We start from the raw sequence: 16,863 nt of genomic DNA on the forward strand, positions 1-16,863 counted from the left end.
CACTATTGTGCACCTGCCACGCCGCGACCTTGCTGGTTCCCGTCGTTGGCCGACGCGGCTATCTGCTTGTACACCCCGTCACCCGCGCCTGCGGAATAGCCCGGATGAGAGTCCGCCCAATCGGAGTTGACCGCGTGCCACTGGTCCGCGAGGGCATCAAGCTCTCCCCGGCGCTGGTTGTACGTCGTCTGATTGTCACCGGTGAGCTTCTCCGCTTGGCGGTGCTGCTCATCCATGATCCAAGCAGTGGTGACCGCATCCACTCCTCGCTGAGCCGCGTCCCCGACGCCGGGAATAAGAGTGATCGGCGTGCCCAGTGCGTGGTAACTCCATGTCTTGTCCCAGGTAAAATCGTGCTGGTCACCTTTGAGCGCTAGGTATCGGGCCTGCTCCATGGCTCCGACGGTGTATCCAGCAGAACTAAGGGTGTCCTCCGGCTTGCGAGTAGTGTCGTAGAAGGAGTCGACTATGGACTTGTGCATTCCCTCAGTGAACATCCCGTAGGAGTGCTCGCTCCGAGAAATCTGCTTGACGACCTCGAGGACCTTTTGCTGGTCCAACGGGACGTGCTCATTGTTGACTCTGCCAAGGGTCTCATGGATGTCATGTCCGTGATTACTCATCATCGTAGCCATGCTGTCTCGCAGGGAAGCCGGCACATCATCACCTTGCTTGGAAAAAACGTCCAGGGAATGCTTGAACACACGGTCATTGACATCCGTGTGAGAGGTGGGTGCGAGGTGCGGACCCGTCGAGGGGTCTGTTCCGGTCGCCGCTGCGGTCAACGCATCCCCCAGCCCCGCGCGGGTATCGGCATCAGCGATATCCGGGCCGTGCGTTTCGACCTTCGCCGCCGGGCCATCCCATTGGGTGGTGTTGATGACGTCCCAATTACGGCTGCCATCGCCGTGCCCGAGCAGATAGTCGAAGCGCTTTTTCCCGTCTTCCGTACCTGGGTCGAAGTACCCGGCGGCACCCTCCGGATCATGGGACATGACGCCGAGGGCTGCATCGACGGGATCATTCGCGAACCAGCCGTCTCCATCCTTCTTGTCGAACTTCCCATAGAGGTCCCAGATGTTGGGGTCCCTCTTTTCCATGGCAATCATGTCGTCGGTGACGTCTGCGACGAACTGCGGGGAGTACCCGTGCCCTTGTTGCATCAACGTGGCCAGGCTCTGGTACCCACGTACCTGCTGCCCCTGCCCCGGCCCGACCTTGACCTGGCCCTCGGCTACTTCGACGGAGTATTCGTCATCACCATGCTGCCGCAGGGCATCGCGCCAACGGCTGTAGAACTGCCCTTCTTTACGGTTCTCCCAGAAGCTGAGCTGAAGCTTGTATTCCGGCGTTCCGAGCTGCAACTTTGCACCGTTGGCGTCCGTGAAATCCGGTACGTGCATCGCGGTCGCCAGCGAGTCCGAAAGCCCACCGGCGAGCTTCAGGTAGGTGTCCTTGCGCTTGGTGTCGTCGAAGTACGCCAGGTCGTCGATCTTGTTGGACAACTTCAAGGTGTTGTCCGGGCCCAACGAGTCGAGAAGGGTCTGGCTGAAGACCCGGTCGCCCGAGTTGTCCCGCATGAGGCGTGCCCACTCATCCAGGTCGTCCGGCTTCTGGCCCGCAAGGACCTGGTCTGCGTACTTCTTCGCCTCTCGGGCCTCGTAGAGCTCGATGTCGCCGAGCGCGTCACCGTTGAAGGCGTGGTCGAGTCCCAGGACCTGATCCGGTATGCGCTGGAAGATGTCCTTTATGCCTGCGGCCTCATGCAGCGCCAGCTGCGCGCCCTGGTCCGCGTCGTCGACCGCTCTTACCGCATCCGCGATGCTCTTCGTCCACTCCGCGGCAGCGGCGTTCCCCTTCTTGACGGTCTCGTCGTAGTCCGTCCTGTACGGACTCAACTTGGCCGTGTCGTAGGCCGCCTGCCCTTGACCATTGACGTGCATTCCGTTCCGCTGCGCCTGGTCGACGAGATCCTTGACCCGACCCACCAGCCGGACGAACTGGCCGTGAGCGTCCTGAAGAATCGAAGCGATGGCCCGCGCCTCGACCTGAGCGTCAGCAAACTGCTTGCGCGTCATGGCAAACCGAGAGGAGGCTGCCCCGGCACTGACTCCGGCCCACACACCGTTGTCCGCAACGGCCTGCACCTGGGTCTCGTACCAGTTCTGAGGGTTCATGAACATGTCGGCCATGTCGTCCCAGACCTGTGCGGCATCCACCAAAGCGCCGATCGGCGCGGTGACCACGTCTTGATACGTGAGCATTCTTCCCCCCTGCTCCCTAGACGTCGCGCTCGGGACCGTGCCCGACGACGATGCGCGCCGCGTGGTCCCGCACCGCGTAGTCGACGTCTTGGAAGTCCTGCTTCGTCTGCTCCAGGGCTGTCTGTTCATACGCGAGGCGGCCCATCAAGCCGGCAACCTGCGCGTCCCATTCGTCCTGAGCGTCTCCGAGCGCGGAGCCGAAGGCCCAGGCCGAGAACGACCGGGCCATCGACGCGGAGCAATCACCGCTGTGGTGCCCGGCCTTGTCTGTTTCGGGCTGTATAAGGTCGCGTAACGCCTTCACCGCGGCGGTCTTTCCCGAGCGGTCAGTCTTCAAGTCCTTCCCCCCGGCACCGGGTGTGCTGTCGAGACCAAGACGGTCTTGACGCCGGAGCAGTGCGTCCGTCTTCAGCTGTTCCCATTCGTCCCACGCCATGTCAGTAACTCCTCCTGTGATCGCGGCTCTGGTTCTCCGGCCATCCCGCCCCATGGCCCCAACTCGGCTGCTGCGCCTGGGCCGCGGCCTCTTGCAGGCGATGCTTGCGCAAGAGCCAGAGACCCAGGAGCACGACGATGACCCCCAGGGCGCCAAAGCCCATTGGGAGCAAGGCCGTTGCCCTGGAGTCGGCCAGCTTCTCCGCCTGAGGCGCGCCGGCCTTGCCCGGGGTGGCGGCCGGGCTCGGTGTGCCGGCCGGGCTCGGTGTCGCGGGCGCGGCCGATGCCCCTGACGTCGGGGGGTCCGGCAGCGGGTACACATCAGCCGGGCCGGGATCCCCGGGGTTCACCAAAGCGATCCGGGGACGCACGATCCCGAAGCCGATGGAGTCATTGCGCTTGGCCCCGTCGGTCGGCCCACCGATCGTGTTCAGCATGACCCGCAGCACCTGATTGTTCGTCCAGGTGGGGTGCTTGGACCAAATCAGGGCGGCGGACGCGGAGGCCAGGGCGGTGGCGTCGCTGGTGCCGTGTGATTCGCACAGGCCAGTCCCGCCGTCGCAGGCGTGCACGATTTCATCGCCGGGCGCGGACATGTCCACCTGGGGACCGAATTCGGATTCAGGGGTCCCATGAAGATTCCTCCCCACCGCCGAGACACCCACCACCCCTGGCGTGGCTCCTGGATACTCGACTTCATTGGTCACATTGCCACTGTTGCCTACTGCAGCAAACACCAACGAGCCCTTGTCTAGGGCGTACTTCACCGCTGCGGTCAGCTCGGGTGAGCCCGCATTTGTTCCCATCGAGATGTTGATGATCTTCGCGTTCTGGTCGGCTGCGTAGCGGATCGCCTGATGAGCAGCCCTATTGAATTTTTCACTTGCGTCAGCTTGATTGTTCGCTGATTCTGCCTTCGGCATGCGGATAGGAAGAATCTTGGCGCCTGGAGCAAGACCGGAGGGCGCCTTCCCGTCATCCGCACCTCCTTTGCCGGCGATCAGGGTTGCCATGCTCGTTCCATGGCCCTCGTAGTCGACGTATGCGTCTCCCGGCTCACCCAGAGCAAAATCCTTGCCGGCCAGAACCTGCCCGGCGAGATTCGGATTCTTCGGGTTAACGCCAGTGTCGATGACAGCGACCGTCATGCCCGCGCCTGTGCTGGTTCTCCACATCTCATCGGCCTTCATGGCATCGAGGAACCACTGCTGCTCTCGGGGCGTATCCGCCCAAGCTGGTTCGGCTGGGACGCTCAGCAGCAGCACGCTGCACAGCACCAGCGCCGCGGCAGCCCCGCTCGGACGTCGAAAACGGCTCGATGGCATGAGCTTCTTTTGCGCCTTCCTCGAACTCATCAGTCGATGACCCGGCTAGCTGAGTCCGGCTCCGCCGCTTGGATCACCGGCATCCCACCTGTGGCGCACCTGAGGCAGCGCCTACGTGCTCACTGCCCCCAGCCCGTCTCCATCAGTAGCTTCCCGTGTGATCCCGGTTCTGATGCTCCGGCCATCCCGTACCCGGGCCCCAACTCGGCTGCTGGGCGCGCTCAGCTGCCGCGTGCCGGCGACGCTTGCGCCAGACCCAGAGGCCAAGGAGCACGCCCACAAGTCCCCCCGCCCCAATGCCCAGGAAGATGAGGAGAGTTGTGTCGGAGCTGCTGTCCTTGCCGGCCTTGGGCGCCTCGGCCTTGGCCGGGGTCGCGGCCGGGCTCGGTGTCGCGGGCGCGGCCGATGCCCCTGACGTCGGAGGGTCCGGCAGCGGGTACACGTCCGCCGGGCCGGGATCCCCGGGGTTCACCAAAGCGATCCGGGGACGGACGATCCCGAAGCCGATGTCGTCGTTGCGCTTGGCCCCGTCGGTCGGCCCACCGATCGTGTTCAGCATGACCCGCAGCACCTGGTTGTTCGTCCAGGTGGGGTGCTTGGACCAAATCAGGGCGGCGGACGCGGACGCTAGGGCGGTGGCGTCGCTGGTGCCGTGTGTTGTGCACAGCCCTGTCCCGCCCCCACAGGCGGCCACCATCTCGTCGCCTGGCGCGGCCATGTCCACTTGGGGCCCGTATTGAGACTCGGCGGTTTTGTGCAGGTTCTTGCCTACGGCCGCAACGCCAACGACACCGGGCGTGGCGGCCGGGTACTCCACCTCGTTGCCGATGTTGCCGCTGTTCCCCACGGCCGCGAAGACCAACGAGCCCTTTCCCAGAGCGTATTTAACCGCAGCCGTCAGCTGTGGTGAACCCTCGGGTACCCCCAGAGAGATATTGATGACTTTCGCGTTCTGATCGGCTGCGTAACGGATTGCCTGAGGGGCAATCGCGTTGAACTCCTTGTCGCCCTCGGCCTGGGTGACGGTGTCAGTTGCCTTCGGCATGCGGATTGGCAGGATCTTCGCACCTGGGGCAAGGCCGAAGGCTCCATTGCCACCGCCGCGTGCCCCTGTCCCAGCAATCAACCCGGCCATGCCGGTGCCGTGGCCCTTGTAGTCGTCGTGTTCGTCTCCGGGCTGGTCCTGTGCAAAGTCTCTGCCTGGCAGTACTTGCCCGAGTAGATCGGGGTTTTTCGGGTCGACGCCGCTGTCGATCACCGCGACAGTGACGCCCTTCCCCGTGCTGGTCTGCCACATCGTGTCGGCCTTCATGACGTCGAGAAACCACTGCTTCTCGCGCGTCGAATCCGCCCAAGCCGGTGTACCCCCGGCACTCACAATCAGCACACCGCACAACATCGCTACCGCAACAGACCCGCGCCCTCGCCGAACACTGCACCTTGGCATGAGCTTCCCTCGCGCCTTTCTCAAACGCATCAGTCGATGACCGGCGGCACAACGCGAGGATCGTCCCGCAGCCACGTCTCATCGTCTTCGACGAGATAGCTGGGGCCTCCGCCGCCCGCCTCACGTCGCGAACGCCCCTTTTGGGAGCCGCTAGGTGTACGCCCACCATGGGCTCCGCCGCCCGCGTTCCCGGCAATGGGCCTCCCGCCAGAGACACCCCCTCGCTCCGGGGCTGCACCAGTCGATACAGAACGTGAGCCGGCAGCTCGTCCAGACTGCTGTGCACTTCCGCCGCTTACCCCGCTGCGGGGAGCCATCGAGCCTCGGCCAGGCATCGCTCCCGACCGACCCGCTGCGTGGCCCATTGGACCAGTTCCCGTGACAGGCCGCGCTGCACCGCGACCGCCCGATTCCTCCGCCCCGACGACGGTTCCCTTGGGAACACTGCCATTTGGCCGGTCCGGCCCTGCGGGAACGGGCCGACCGCCCACGATCCCGGGGCCGCCATCCGGCATGCGCACGGTGCTGCGTCCGGATGCGGTTTGCCCATTCCGCGCCAGGGGGCCCTCTCCGGCGGCAGCCCTCCCTGTGCCGGAAGGGCCCGGAGGAACACTCCGCCCTCCGCCGAAGAGGGGCGGTGGGACTCGCACTGCCGACGTCTCACCACCATGCCCCGGACCCCCGCCCTGCCCGCTTCCCGCGGGGCTCGGTGGCGGCGCTGTCTGCGGCAGCGTGGCCACCGAGTCGGTGTCTAGCCGCGCGGGTTGGTGTGCGTCCCCTAGCGTCGGGCTCACAGACGAGGTGGAGTTCGAGTGCGGCGAGGGGTCCACGCCGCTATGAGCGGAAGCGAAGGTATGTCCCTGGCTTCCGGGATTGGCGCGGTGGGACGAGGAGGCGCGTTCTGCCGTACCGCCGGAACTTGGGTTATAGAAGCCGCTGTGCAACGACTCGTCTGTTCTCGGCGCGATCGACTGCGGCGGCGGAGGAAACTTCGGCCGCTGCAGCCCGTTCATCTGCGTCGCAGACTGCTGGTACGCCTGACCCAGCTTGCGCATCTGCGCCACGGCCTCCTGCCGCACCTTCTCCTTGTCGGCCTCCAGGGCCGCCAGTTCGCCCGCGGACTTTCTGCTGATCGCTGCCGCGTCCGGGTCGTTGTGGGCTGACCGTGCCGCGTCCAGGTTGGCCTGGGCGCCGGGCTTGTCGCGGGGGATGGCGGCCTGGGCCGAGGCGATGGCGTCGCTGGCGTGGCCCAGCCAGGTGGAGGAGCCCTCGCTGAAGTCGCCCAGCCTCAGGGTCTCGTTGGCCAGGTCCGCGCTCCACGTGCGGAACGCGTCCGCGCCCGTGCCCTTCCACTCCACCCACTGGGGGCGGACCTTCAGGTCTTCCGCGATCTTTCGGATCTCCTTGGCCGCGGCCGCGAGCCGGTCGGCTGCCCCCTGCACCGTGCCGCTGTTCGCCTGGTCGAGCCAGGCCAGCATGGCTTCGTGGCTCATGCCCTCGAAGGGTGTGCTGCCGCCCATCAGGCCGTTCCTCCGGTGCTGCCGCTCGTCGGCTTCGGGTCGCTCTTCGAGTGCGTCTGCCCGGGTTCGTAGGCGCCCCCGTAGTGCTTCGTCGTCTCCACGCTGATCGCCGCCATCCGCTGGCGGAGGTCCGCGTCGATGTTCTGGTAGCCCTTGTGCGAGGCCAGCACCGCGATCCCCATGCCCTCGATCGAGTCCGACAGCAGCCGGGACAGGTTTTCCAGTTCGGTGATCACCGTCTCGTACGAGGTGAACAGACCCGACGCCTCGGTGAACGCGCCGGCCCCACCGCCGAACTGGTCGCGTGCCAGGCGTTCCTGGCCCAGTTCGCCCGGGGCGGCCGGGGAGCCCTTGAGGTTGCGGATCAACTCGTCCACTCGCTTCTGGAAGCTCGTGAACGACGACAGTTCCGTGACCACGTCGGTCGCGGCCTTCTCCGCCACCTCCACGACGTTGAACGGCCAAGGCAGCGCCTGTGGCTGCGATCCCGCTCCGCTCTCGCTCGGTATCAAAACACCCTCCCCCGTACAGCCCTGATCTCAACCGCAACTCTAACTATCCGTAGTTGCAGTTCACAGTCGTCCCCTCGCAAAGAACGGCTGAAACAGGCCAACGTGGGTCACAGGCATGCGGTGGCTTGCCCTCCGCAACGCCTGGTTCTCAGCTCGCGGACTTCAGGGTGATGCCGCCGTTGTCCGTCGTCAGGTTCACGCGGTGCGGGGCGGACGGGTCGTCGGGTATGCCGAGTTTCCTGCTGCCGTTCTGGGTCTGGGCCGATACGCGGTACTTGGCGGGCGGCGCGGTCACGGTGATGCTGCCGTTGGAGGTCTGGGCCGTGATGTCCTGGGCGGTGGCAGGGGTCAGGGAGACCGAGCCGTTGGAGGCTCGTGCCGTGACGCCGGTGCCGTGCAGGGCCTTCGCCTCGATCGAGCCGTTGGTGGTGCGGACGTCGACCGGGCCCGTCGCGCCGTTCACCACGATGCGGCCGTCGTCGGCCGATACCTTCACCGAGCCCACCGTGGACAGGTTCATGCTGCCCGCCGCGGTGGAGCCGGTCACCGGGAGGCCGGCGGGGACGTCGACCGTGTAATCGACGGAGCAGTGGCCCGGACAGCCGCCGAGGATCAGCACGCCGTTCTCCACGCGGTACGTCGGGCCGTCCGGCTTCGCCTTGCCCCGGTAGGTGACCTCGCGGTGGACCGTTGTCCTGGTCAGGTTCTGTTTGCCGCGGACCCGGAAGCCGTCCGACTTTCCATCGATGCGGACCGCGGTGATCGTGTCCTTGACGGTGGCGTCGTCCTTGAACGTGCTGTCGTCCAGCGGGCCGCAGGCGCTGAGCGTCGTCACCGTGAGCACGGCCAGGGCGGCGGCGGCCGCGCCGGTGCGGATGCGTCGGTGGATGGTGCTGGTCATGAAGTTCCCCCGCGTGTACGTCAGTTGTACGTCAGGTGGGGCGGCCCCCGTGTCCGCCCCCTCTGATCACCAACGTAACCCGGGGTGAGGGGACCGCACCATGGAGCCAGCACCACCCTCCGGGTTCGGGTTTCCGTACCCCCAGGGGCCACAGGGCCTCAGATATGCGGGAACGGAAACGGCCGAGGGCGGCACCCCCTGGTGGGAGTGCCGCCCTCGGCGTTCAGCCAGAGCTACCGATCCGTGAGGATCAGAAGTCCATGTCACCGCCCGGCATGCCGCCCGGAGCGCCGCCCGCGGCGGCCTTCTCCGGCTTGTCGGCGATGACGGCCTCGGTGGTGAGGAAGAGCGCCGCGATGGAGGCGGCGTTCTGCAGCGCGGAGCGCGTGACCTTCGCCGGGTCGATGATGCCCTCGGCGATCATGTCGACGTACTCACCGGTCGCGGCGTTCAGGCCGTGGCCGACGGGCAGGTTGCGCACCTTCTCGACGATGACGCCACCCTCGAGACCACCGTTGACGGCGATCTGCTTGAGCGGGGCCTCCAGGGCCAGCTTCACGGCCTTGGCGCCGGTCGCCTCGTCGCCCTCGAGCTCAAGCTTCTCGAACACCGCGGAGGCCTGGAGCAGGGCCACGCCACCACCGGCGACGATGCCCTCCTCGACGGCCGCCTTCGCGTTGCGAACGGCGTCCTCGATGCGGTGCTTGCGCTCCTTGAGCTCGACCTCGGTCGCGGCACCGGCCTTGATGACCGCAACACCGCCGGCGAGCTTCGCCAGGCGCTCCTGCAGCTTCTCGCGGTCGTAGTCCGAGTCGCTGTTCTCGATCTCGGCACGGATCTGGTTGACGCGACCCTGGACCTGGTCGCTGTCGCCCGAACCGTCGACGATCGTGGTCTCGTCCTTGGTGATGACGACCTTGCGGGCGCGGCCGAGCAGGTCGAGACCCGCGTTCTCCAGCTTGAGGCCGACCTCCTCGGAGACGACGGTGCCGCCCGTGAGGATGGCGATGTCGCCGAGCATGGCCTTGCGGCGGTCGCCGAAGCCCGGGGCCTTGACGGCGACGGACTTGAAGGTGCCGCGGATCTTGTTGACGACCAGGGTCGACAGGGCCTCGCCCTCGACGTCCTCGGCGATGATCAGCAGGGGCTTGCCCGACTGCATGACCTTCTCGAGGAGCGGGAGCAGGTCCTTCACGGAGCTGATCTTCGAGTTGACGATCAGGATGTACGGGTCGTCGAGCGACGCCTCCATACGCTCCATGTCGGTGGCGAAGTACGCCGAGATGTAGCCCTTGTCGAAGCGCATGCCCTCGGTGAGCTCAAGCTCGAGCCCGAAGGTCTGCGACTCCTCGACGGTGATGACGCCTTCCTTGCCGACCTTGTCCATCGCCTCGGCGATGAGCTCGCCGATCTGGGTGTCGGCGGCGGAGATGGAGGCCGTCGAAGCGATCTGCTCCTTGGTCTCCACGTCCTTGGCCTGCTCCAGGAGGGCGGCGGAGACGGCCTCGACGGCCTTCTCGATGCCACGCTTCAGGGCCATCGGGTTGGCGCCGGCGGCGACGTTGCGCAGACCCTCGCGCACCAGGGCCTGGGCGAGGACGGTCGCGGTGGTCGTTCCGTCACCGGCGACGTCGTCCGTCTTCTTGGCGACTTCCTTGACCAGCTCGGCGCCGATCTTCTCGTACGGGTCCTCGAGCTCGATCTCCTTGGCGATGGAAACACCATCGTTGGTGATCGTGGGGGCGCCCCACTTCTTCTCGAGGACGACGTTGCGGCCCTTGGGGCCGAGGGTGACCTTGACGGCGTCGGCGAGCTGGTTCATCCCGCGCTCGAGACCGCGCCGTGCCTCCTCGTCGAACGCGATGATCTTGGCCATGTGAAGTGGTCCTCCCGGACAGGGGTGGCGTTCTTCGTGGACCGTGCCGGTGCCCGCGACGGACGGCCTGCAGGCCTTGTGGTTCCTTGCCCCACCCGGTCTGCGGACCTCACTGACGCGATCCAAGTTCTGTCACTCTCACTGGGAGAGTGCTAAGCCCAATGATTAGCACTCGGCCCCTGCGAGTGCAAGCGAGTCTCTTGAACCGGGACCCTCTACCGACCGGTGTTGTCCGGTTCCCCGGTACCGGCGGGGGCTCCGCCCCCATGCCCCCGGTTCCCTCGCCCCTGCCGCGGCGGCTCACTCGTCCCCGCGGGCCGTGCGTGGCTGTTCGCGCAGGCCCCCGCGCCCCTGACGGGGTCGGTGGAGAACGGGGGCCGGGGCGGAGCCGCAAGGGGTGGGGACGCGTGAAGGGGGCCACCCTTTTGGGTGGTCCCCTTCATGCGTGAGTGCGTCGGTGGCCGATCGCGCCGAGATCAGACGGCGAGCTTGACCATGTCCGCCTGTGGACCCTTCTGGCCCTGCGAGATCTCGAACTCGACTCGCTGACCTTCTTCAAGGGTGCGGTAACCGTCCATCTGGATCGCACTGTAGTGGACGAAAACATCCGCACCACCGTCGACCGCGATGAAGCCGTACCCCTTCTCCGCGTTGAACCACTTGACGGTGCCCTGAGCCATGCCTAACTCCCCTATTACTGGCCCTTGCACGGAACCGCACTTCGCGGAACCGGGTCAGACCTGCACCCTCCGACAGGAGAGGGTGTGCGCCGGAACGCGTCGACCGCGGCTGAATGTATCTGCCCAACTGCCCTCTGCAACAGGTCAATCGGACGAGAATTCCGGGCGCACTCGGGGAGCGGAATGCCATCAATTCAACATTCCGGGGCAAGTCGGGCCGGGCAAAGCGCACTTAAGGCGCAAAGGGCTCCCACACTTTGACCCCATGTTGTCGCGTTCTCATATGCGCTCGGCGCCGGAAGCGAAGGGGCTTCCCCAACTGTACCCCGCTCAACCATGTTGAATTGCCCCCTCCGCTTCTTAAGTGGAGGGGGCAATTCCGAAACGAATACGGGTCCGCTCAGCCGCCCGCGACCGCGGGAATGATCGAGACGCCGGCGCCGTCGGGCGTCGCCGTCTCCAGGCCCTGCTCGAAGCGGACGTCGTCGTCGTTGACGTAGACGTTGACGAAACGGCGCAGCTTGCCCTGGTCGTCCAGGACGCGCGCGGCGATCCCCGTGTGGTTCTTCTCCAGGTCGGCGATCACGTCGGCCAGGGTCGAACCCTCGGCCGTGACCTCGGCCTTGCCACCGGTGTAGGTGCGCAGGATGGTGGGGATGCGGACGTTCACGCTCATGGTTCGGTGCTCCTCGTCGTTCAGGATCAGCGGTGGCTCAGTGGGCCAGGCCGGTGGCTCAGTGGGCCAGGCCCGCGTCGCGGAAGGCGTCCAGGCTCGGGCGGATGGTCGCGGTCGCCTGGGACGTGGCGGCCACCGCGTCCAGGGTCTTGAGCCCGTCACCGGTGTTGAGCACGACCGTGGTGAGCGACGGGTCGAGGAGCCCGGCCTCGATGAGCTTCTTCGTGACACCGACCGTCACGCCGCCCGCGGTCTCCGCGAAGATGCCCTCGGTGCGGGCCAGCAGCTTGATGGCGTCGACGATCTGCTCGTCGTTGACGTCCTCCACCGCACCGCCGGTACGGCGCGCGATGTCCAGGACGTACGGGCCGTCCGCCGGGTTGCCGATGGCGAGCGACTTGGCGATGGTGTCGGGCTTCTGCGGGCGTACGACGTCGTGCCCGGCCTTGAAGGCGGTCGACACCGGGGAGCAGCCCTCGGCCTGGGCACCGAAGATCTTGTACGGCTTGTCCTCGACGAGCCCGAGCTTGATCAGCTCCTGGAGGCCCTTGTCGATCTTGGTGAGCTGGGAGCCCGAGGCGATCGGGATGACCAGCTGGTCGGGCAGCTGCCAGCCGAGCTGCTCGCAGATCTCGTACGCCAGCGTCTTGGAACCCTCGCCGTAGTACGGACGCAGGTTGACGTTGACGAAGCCCCAGCCCTCGCCCAGCGGGTCACCGATCAGCTCGGAGCAGAAGCGGTTCACGTCGTCGTAGTTGCCCTCGATGCCGACGAGCTCGCCGCCGTACACCGCGGCCATGACGACCTTGCCCTGCTCCAGGTCGTGCGGGATGAACACGCAGGAGCGGAAGCCGGCCCGTGCGGCGGCGGCGCCGACCGCGCCCGCGAGGTTTCCGGTGGAGGAGCAGGAGAGCGTGGTGAAGCCGAAGGCGCGGGCGGCCTCCAGGGCCTGCGCGACGACGCGGTCCTTGAAGGAGTGCGTCGGGTTGCCCGAGTCGTCCTTGACGAACAGCTTGCCGGGCTCGACACCCAGCTCGCGCGCCAGGTTCTCGGCCTTGACGAGCTTGGTGAAGCCGGGGTTCAGGTTCGGCTTGTCGGCGACGTCGGCCGGGACGGGCAGCAGCGGGGCGTAACGCCAGATGTTCTCGGGACCCGCCTCGATCTGCTTGCGCAGCGCCTCGGGGTCGCCGAGCGGCAGGTCATAAGCCACTTCGAGCGGTCCGAAACACAGTTCACAGGCGAAGATCGGGCCAAGTTCGAAACGCTGGCCGCATTCGCGGCAGGAGAGCCCGGACGCCGGACCGAGATCAACAGGAGCGCCGGAAGCGGTCTCGGCGGCGGTGCGGCTTTCAGCAGTCTGTGCAGACATGGAGGGGAGGCCCTTTCTCCTCATCTTCCTCAGGGCGAACTTCGCCATGAGACGGATTTGGCACCTTCCCTAGCCGGTGGCCCCGTGTCTTGACCGACGTGTGTACGCGATCGACGAGAACCGACTGGAGGGTTGCCGGGGCTTCAACGGGCCGTTTCCCTCTGCCCCTCTGGATGAGCGGTATTCGATTGTCGGCAGGAGGACCCCCGGCATGCGGCGGTCCCGTGCGTTGTTCAAGACTGTAACCGAAGCCCCGGACGGTTGAGATAGTCGTCCGAACCGCGAGATGGATCACACAAGGAGGCCGACGACCGTGCTGGAAGAGGTGGAACGCTGGCTGAGCAGGCGTTCCTGGTCGGCGGCCGAGCGGCCGCTGGAGCGGATGCTGGCCGCGAAACACCGTACGGGAACGACCGTCAGCGTGGTGTTGCCGGCGCTGGACGAGGAGGCCACGGTCGGCGAGATCGTGACCACGATCCGGCGTGAGCTGATGACCGCTTCCGCGCCGCTCGTCGACGAGCTCGTGGTGATCGACTCCGGCTCCCGCGACCGTACCGCCGAGGTCGCGGCCGCCGCCGGCGCCCGGGTCGTCCACCGCGACACGATCCTGCCGCGGCTGTCCGCGCTGCCCGGCAAGGGCGAGGTGCTGTGGCGCTCACTCCTCGTGACAAGCGGCGACGTGGTCTGCTTCGTCGACGCCGACCTGAAGGACTTCGACGCCCGGTTCGTCTCCGGGATCGTCGGACCGCTCCTGACCGAACCGGACGTGGACTTCGTCAAGGCCATGTACGACCGGCCGCTCGGCGGGGCGGCGGGCCAGGGCGGGCGGGTCACCGAGCTGGTGGCGCGCCCGCTGCTCAATCTCCACTGGCCCCAACTGGCCGGAATGGTCCAGCCGTTGGGCGGCGAGTACGCGGCCAGGCGTTCACTCCTCGAACGGCTCCCGTTCCCGGTCGGGTACGGGGTCGAGCTCGCCCTCCTCGTCGACGCGCTGCACACGGTGGGGCTCGACGCACTGGCCCAGGTCGACGTGGGCGTGCGCAAGCACCGCCACCAGGACGGCCAGGCGCTCGGCCGGATGGCCGCCGCGATCTACCGCACCGCCCAGCTGCGCCTGTCCCGCGGCCATCTCGTACGCCCCGAGCTGACCCAGTTCGAGCGCGGCGAGCACGGCTTCGTACCGCGTACGTACCCGGTGGACACCGAGGAGCGGCCGCCGATGCGGGAGATCGAGGAGTACCAGGTGCACCGGGCGGCGTAGCGAACCGTCCCGGTGGCGCGCGGCGGCAGCCGGACCTTCTCCGGGGGGACGCGGCGCCGGCGGCCGGATCCCGTGGGTGGAGCGCGGCGTCGGCGGCCGGATCCGGTCGGTGGGGCGGGCGTACGCGTGTTTGAGGCATTGCGGGGCGGGCTAGGTTCCGCAACATGGTCACCGCGCACACATCCCCCCGGGCTCAGGTCCTCGTCGCGTCCAACCGCGGCCCCGTCTCGTACGTCTTCCAGGAGGACGGCTCGCTGGAGCCACGGCGGGGCGGCGGCGGCCTCGTCTCCGGGCTCAGCGCGATCGGTTCCGACGTGGAGTCGGTGTGGGTGTGCGCGGCCCTCGGCGACGGCGACCGCGAGGCGGTGCGGCGGGGCATGGGCGAGCAGGGCGTCCGGATGCTGGACATCGACGCGGACGTCTTCGCCGACGCGTACAACGGCATCGCCAACTCGGTGCTGTGGTTCGTCCAGCACATGCTGTACCAGACTCCCCTCGAACCGGTCTTCGACGCCGAGTTCCGGCGGCAGTGGGCCTCGTACGAGACGTACAACCGGGCCTTCGCCGAGGCGCTGGCGGCGGAGGCGGCGGACGGGGCGCGCGTCCTGGTGCAGGACTACCACCTGGCGCTGGTGCCGGGCATGCTCCGCGAGCTCCGCCCCGACCTGCGCATCGGCCACTTCTCGCACACACCGTGGGCGCCGGTGGACTACTTCCGGATGCTCCCGGACGACATCGCGCGCCAGCTGCTGCGCGGGATGCTCGGGGCGGACCGGCTCGGGTTCCTCACCTGGCGGTGGGCGTCGGCGTTCACGGACGCCGTCGTGATCACGCTGGAGGGCGAGGCCGACCTCGTCAGTCCGGCCGGCGACGGGCGGCGCCGGTTCCGGCACGGCGGGCCGGGGCAGCCGGCACGCGAGACGGACATCGCGGTGTACTCGCTGGGCGCGGACGGCGACTTCCTGCGCCGGCGCGCGCACGAGACCGACGTCGAGGAGCGGATCGTCGCGCTGCGCGAGCAGATCGGGGCCGGCCGCAAGACGATCGTGCGGGTCGACCGCACCGAGCTGTCCAAGAACATCGTGCGCGGCCTGCACGCGTACCGGCATCTCCTGGAGACCCGCCCCGAGTGGCGCGAGCGGGTCGTGCACGTGGCCTTCGCCTACCCCTCGCGGCAGGACCTCACGGTGTACCGGGAGTACACGGCCGAGGTCGCCCGGGTGGCCGAGGAAATCAACTCGACGTTCGGCACGGCCAGTTGGACCCCGGTCGTGCTGCACGTCCAGGACGACTTCGCCCGCTCGCTCGCGGCGTACCGGATCGCGGACGTGGCCCTGGTCAACCCCGTACGCGACGGCATGAACCTCGTCGCCAAGGAGGTACCGGTGGTCTCGGACGCGGGGTGCGTGCTGGTGCTCTCGCGCGAGGCGGGGGCGTACGAGGAGCTCGGCGCCGACGCGCTCGTCGTGAACCCGTACGACGTGACGGGCACGGCGGAAGCGCTGCACGCGGGGCTGACCATGGGAGACGAGGAGCGGGCCGAGCGGACGAAGCGGCTGGCTGTCGCGGGGACGGCGTTGGTGCCTCGGCGGTGGTTCTTGGCGCAGTTGGAGGGGTTGGGGGAGTAGGGGGCGGGTTTTCCCACCCTCCCACCCGTGCGGCTGCTTGAGGGCCTCGGCTCCCTGGGGGGGGGCTGGTCGGATGTTGGGGCTACATGTGTGTGGCCAGTGCCTTCAGGAAGGCGGTTACCGCTGCGGGGCCGTTCAGGGCGAGGTCGGCTCGTTCGGCCAGTTCGTCGATGACCGTGTCCGCCGCGATCAGCAGGCCGGGCATGCCGTCCGAGCGGAGCTTTTCGACGGCGGCGAACGCGGGCAGGTCGCCCAGATCGTCGCCCGCGTACACGATGGCCTCGGCTCCGACCTCGCGCACGTACGCCGCGAGCGCCACGCCCTTGTCCATGCCCGGCGGCCTCAACTCCAGGACCATGCGGCCGGGTTCGAGGACCAGGCCGTGCTGGGTCGCGAGGTCGGCGAGGGGTTCGCGCAGGGCATCGAAGGCGGCTTGGGGATCGCTGGCCCGGCGGGTGTGGACCGCGACGGCCTGCCCCTTCTCCTCGATCCAGGTGCCGCGCCAGGCGCCGTGCGTGTCGAGAACTCCGGGGAGTTCCGCGCGGGCGGCGGCGACGCCGGGGTGGGGCGCGGGGGTTCGGACGGTGCCGGTGACCGCGTCCCAGCGTTCGGCACCGTAGTGGCCGAGGACCACGAGGTGTTCGAGGCCGGGCACGCCCGCGAAGCCGCCGTAGCGGACCGCGACGCCGGCCGGGCGCCCGGTGACCACGGCGACGGACGCCACGTGCGGGGCGAGCGCCGCGAGGGCGGGTACGGCGTCGGGGTGGGCCCTGGCCTGCTCGGGGTCGGCCACGATCGGGGCGAGCGTACCGTCGAAATCGAGCGCGACGACGACCCGCTCGGGCCGCGCGAGGACCGCGGCGAGCCCGTCGCGGCCGGCCTGGGTGGCGGGGGTCGGCAGAGGTTGCTGGTCACGTCCCATGCGGTTGACCCTATCGGGGTGGTGCGGGGTGGGGTGGGTCGCACGTG

General features: G+C 67.8%; 13 protein-coding genes and 1 riboswitch. Of the genes, 2 read left to right on the plus strand and 11 right to left on the minus strand.

The features are described 5' to 3' along the window. Nucleotides 1-2: 2 nt before the first annotated feature. From OG432_RS14745 to thrC, 10 genes are all read right to left on the minus strand, one after another. On the minus strand, nucleotides 3-2,264 hold the full coding sequence (locus OG432_RS14745; protein WP_328311397.1) for a hypothetical protein: 2,262 nt from the start codon (nucleotides 2,262-2,264) through the stop codon (nucleotides 3-5). Nucleotides 2,265-2,280: 16 nt separating this feature from the next. Further along, nucleotides 2,281-2,700 carry a hypothetical protein gene (locus tag OG432_RS14750; RefSeq protein WP_328311398.1) on the minus strand — a complete coding sequence of 140 codons (420 nt, stop codon included), beginning with the start codon at nucleotides 2,698-2,700 and terminating at the stop codon, nucleotides 2,281-2,283. A gap of 1 nt (nucleotide 2,701) precedes the next feature. Continuing rightward, on the minus strand, nucleotides 2,702-4,054 hold the full coding sequence (gene mycP, locus OG432_RS14755; RefSeq protein WP_328311399.1) for a type VII secretion-associated serine protease mycosin: 1,353 nt from the start codon (nucleotides 4,052-4,054) through the stop codon (nucleotides 2,702-2,704). A 112-nt stretch (nucleotides 4,055-4,166) separates the two neighbouring features. Beyond that, nucleotides 4,167-5,411, minus strand: a complete 1,245-nt coding sequence (gene mycP, locus OG432_RS14760) for a type VII secretion-associated serine protease mycosin (protein ID WP_328311400.1) — start codon at nucleotides 5,409-5,411, stop codon at nucleotides 4,167-4,169. A gap of 1,579 nt (nucleotides 5,412-6,990) precedes the next feature. Further along, nucleotides 6,991-7,434, minus strand: coding sequence for a hypothetical protein (locus OG432_RS14765; RefSeq protein WP_328311401.1), 444 nt, complete (start codon nucleotides 7,432-7,434; stop codon nucleotides 6,991-6,993). Between the two features lie 217 nt (nucleotides 7,435-7,651). Further along, complete coding sequence (locus OG432_RS14770; protein WP_328311402.1) at nucleotides 7,652-8,404, minus strand: DUF4097 family beta strand repeat-containing protein; 753 nt, start codon at nucleotides 8,402-8,404, stop codon at nucleotides 7,652-7,654. 250 nt (nucleotides 8,405-8,654) lie between these two features. After that, complete coding sequence (gene groL / locus OG432_RS14775; protein ID WP_267058587.1) at nucleotides 8,655-10,280, minus strand: chaperonin GroEL; 1,626 nt, start codon at nucleotides 10,278-10,280, stop codon at nucleotides 8,655-8,657. Nucleotides 10,281-10,756: 476 nt separating this feature from the next. Then, nucleotides 10,757-10,960: a cold-shock protein gene (locus tag OG432_RS14780; protein WP_005315736.1), complete on the minus strand. Its 204-nt coding sequence runs from the start codon at nucleotides 10,958-10,960 to the stop codon at nucleotides 10,757-10,759. Between the two features lie 400 nt (nucleotides 10,961-11,360). Further along, nucleotides 11,361-11,636 carry a ubiquitin-like small modifier protein 1 gene (locus tag OG432_RS14785; RefSeq protein WP_328311403.1) on the minus strand — a complete coding sequence of 92 codons (276 nt, stop codon included), beginning with the start codon at nucleotides 11,634-11,636 and terminating at the stop codon, nucleotides 11,361-11,363. Nucleotides 11,637-11,694: 58 nt separating this feature from the next. Then, a complete protein-coding gene (gene thrC, locus OG432_RS14790; RefSeq protein WP_328311404.1) occupies nucleotides 11,695-13,005 on the minus strand; it encodes a threonine synthase in 1,311 nt (436 codons plus the stop codon). 17 nt (nucleotides 13,006-13,022) lie between these two features. Beyond that, nucleotides 13,023-13,185, minus strand: a riboswitch (SAM riboswitch). Between the two features lie 133 nt (nucleotides 13,186-13,318). On the opposite strand from thrC, the gene OG432_RS14795 reads away from it, so the two are divergent. Further along, on the plus strand, nucleotides 13,319-14,266 hold the full coding sequence (locus OG432_RS14795) for a glucosyl-3-phosphoglycerate synthase (protein ID WP_328311405.1): 948 nt from the start codon (nucleotides 13,319-13,321) through the stop codon (nucleotides 14,264-14,266). A gap of 164 nt (nucleotides 14,267-14,430) precedes the next feature. After that, nucleotides 14,431-15,894 carry an alpha,alpha-trehalose-phosphate synthase (UDP-forming) gene (locus tag OG432_RS14800; RefSeq protein ID WP_328311406.1) on the plus strand — a complete coding sequence of 488 codons (1,464 nt, stop codon included), beginning with the start codon at nucleotides 14,431-14,433 and terminating at the stop codon, nucleotides 15,892-15,894. An 82-nt stretch (nucleotides 15,895-15,976) separates the two neighbouring features. Here the strand turns inward: OG432_RS14800 and otsB are convergent, their stop codons facing one another. Continuing rightward, entirely contained in the window at nucleotides 15,977-16,816 is an 840-nt protein-coding gene (gene otsB / locus OG432_RS14805) for a trehalose-phosphatase (RefSeq protein ID WP_328311407.1), read from the minus strand. Nucleotides 16,817-16,863 lie beyond the last annotated feature (47 nt).

Origin of the sequence: Streptomyces sp. NBC_00442 (assembly GCF_036014195.1) — a bacterium.
Lineage (GTDB): Bacteria > Actinomycetota > Actinomycetes > Streptomycetales > Streptomycetaceae > Streptomyces.

Coding starts and splice junctions, on each gene's coding strand:
- OG432_RS14745 (WP_328311397.1), bottom strand. CDS start 2,264: ATGCTCACGTATCAAGACGTGGTCACCGCGCCGATCGGCGCTTTGGTG.
- OG432_RS14750 (WP_328311398.1), bottom strand. CDS start 2,700: ATGGCGTGGGACGAATGGGAACAGCTGAAGACGGACGCACTGCTCCGG.
- mycP (WP_328311399.1), bottom strand. CDS start 4,054: ATGAGTTCGAGGAAGGCGCAAAAGAAGCTCATGCCATCGAGCCGTTTT.
- OG432_RS14770 (WP_328311402.1), bottom strand. CDS start 8,404: ATGACCAGCACCATCCACCGACGCATCCGCACCGGCGCGGCCGCCGCC.
- groL (WP_267058587.1), bottom strand. CDS start 10,280: ATGGCCAAGATCATCGCGTTCGACGAGGAGGCACGGCGCGGTCTCGAG.
- OG432_RS14780 (WP_005315736.1), bottom strand. CDS start 10,960: ATGGCTCAGGGCACCGTCAAGTGGTTCAACGCGGAGAAGGGGTACGGC.
- OG432_RS14785 (WP_328311403.1), bottom strand. CDS start 11,636: ATGAGCGTGAACGTCCGCATCCCCACCATCCTGCGCACCTACACCGGT.
- thrC (WP_328311404.1), bottom strand. CDS start 13,005: ATGTCTGCACAGACTGCTGAAAGCCGCACCGCCGCCGAGACCGCTTCC.
- OG432_RS14800 (WP_328311406.1), top strand. CDS start 14,431: ATGGTCACCGCGCACACATCCCCCCGGGCTCAGGTCCTCGTCGCGTCC.
- otsB (WP_328311407.1), bottom strand. CDS start 16,816: ATGGGACGTGACCAGCAACCTCTGCCGACCCCCGCCACCCAGGCCGGC.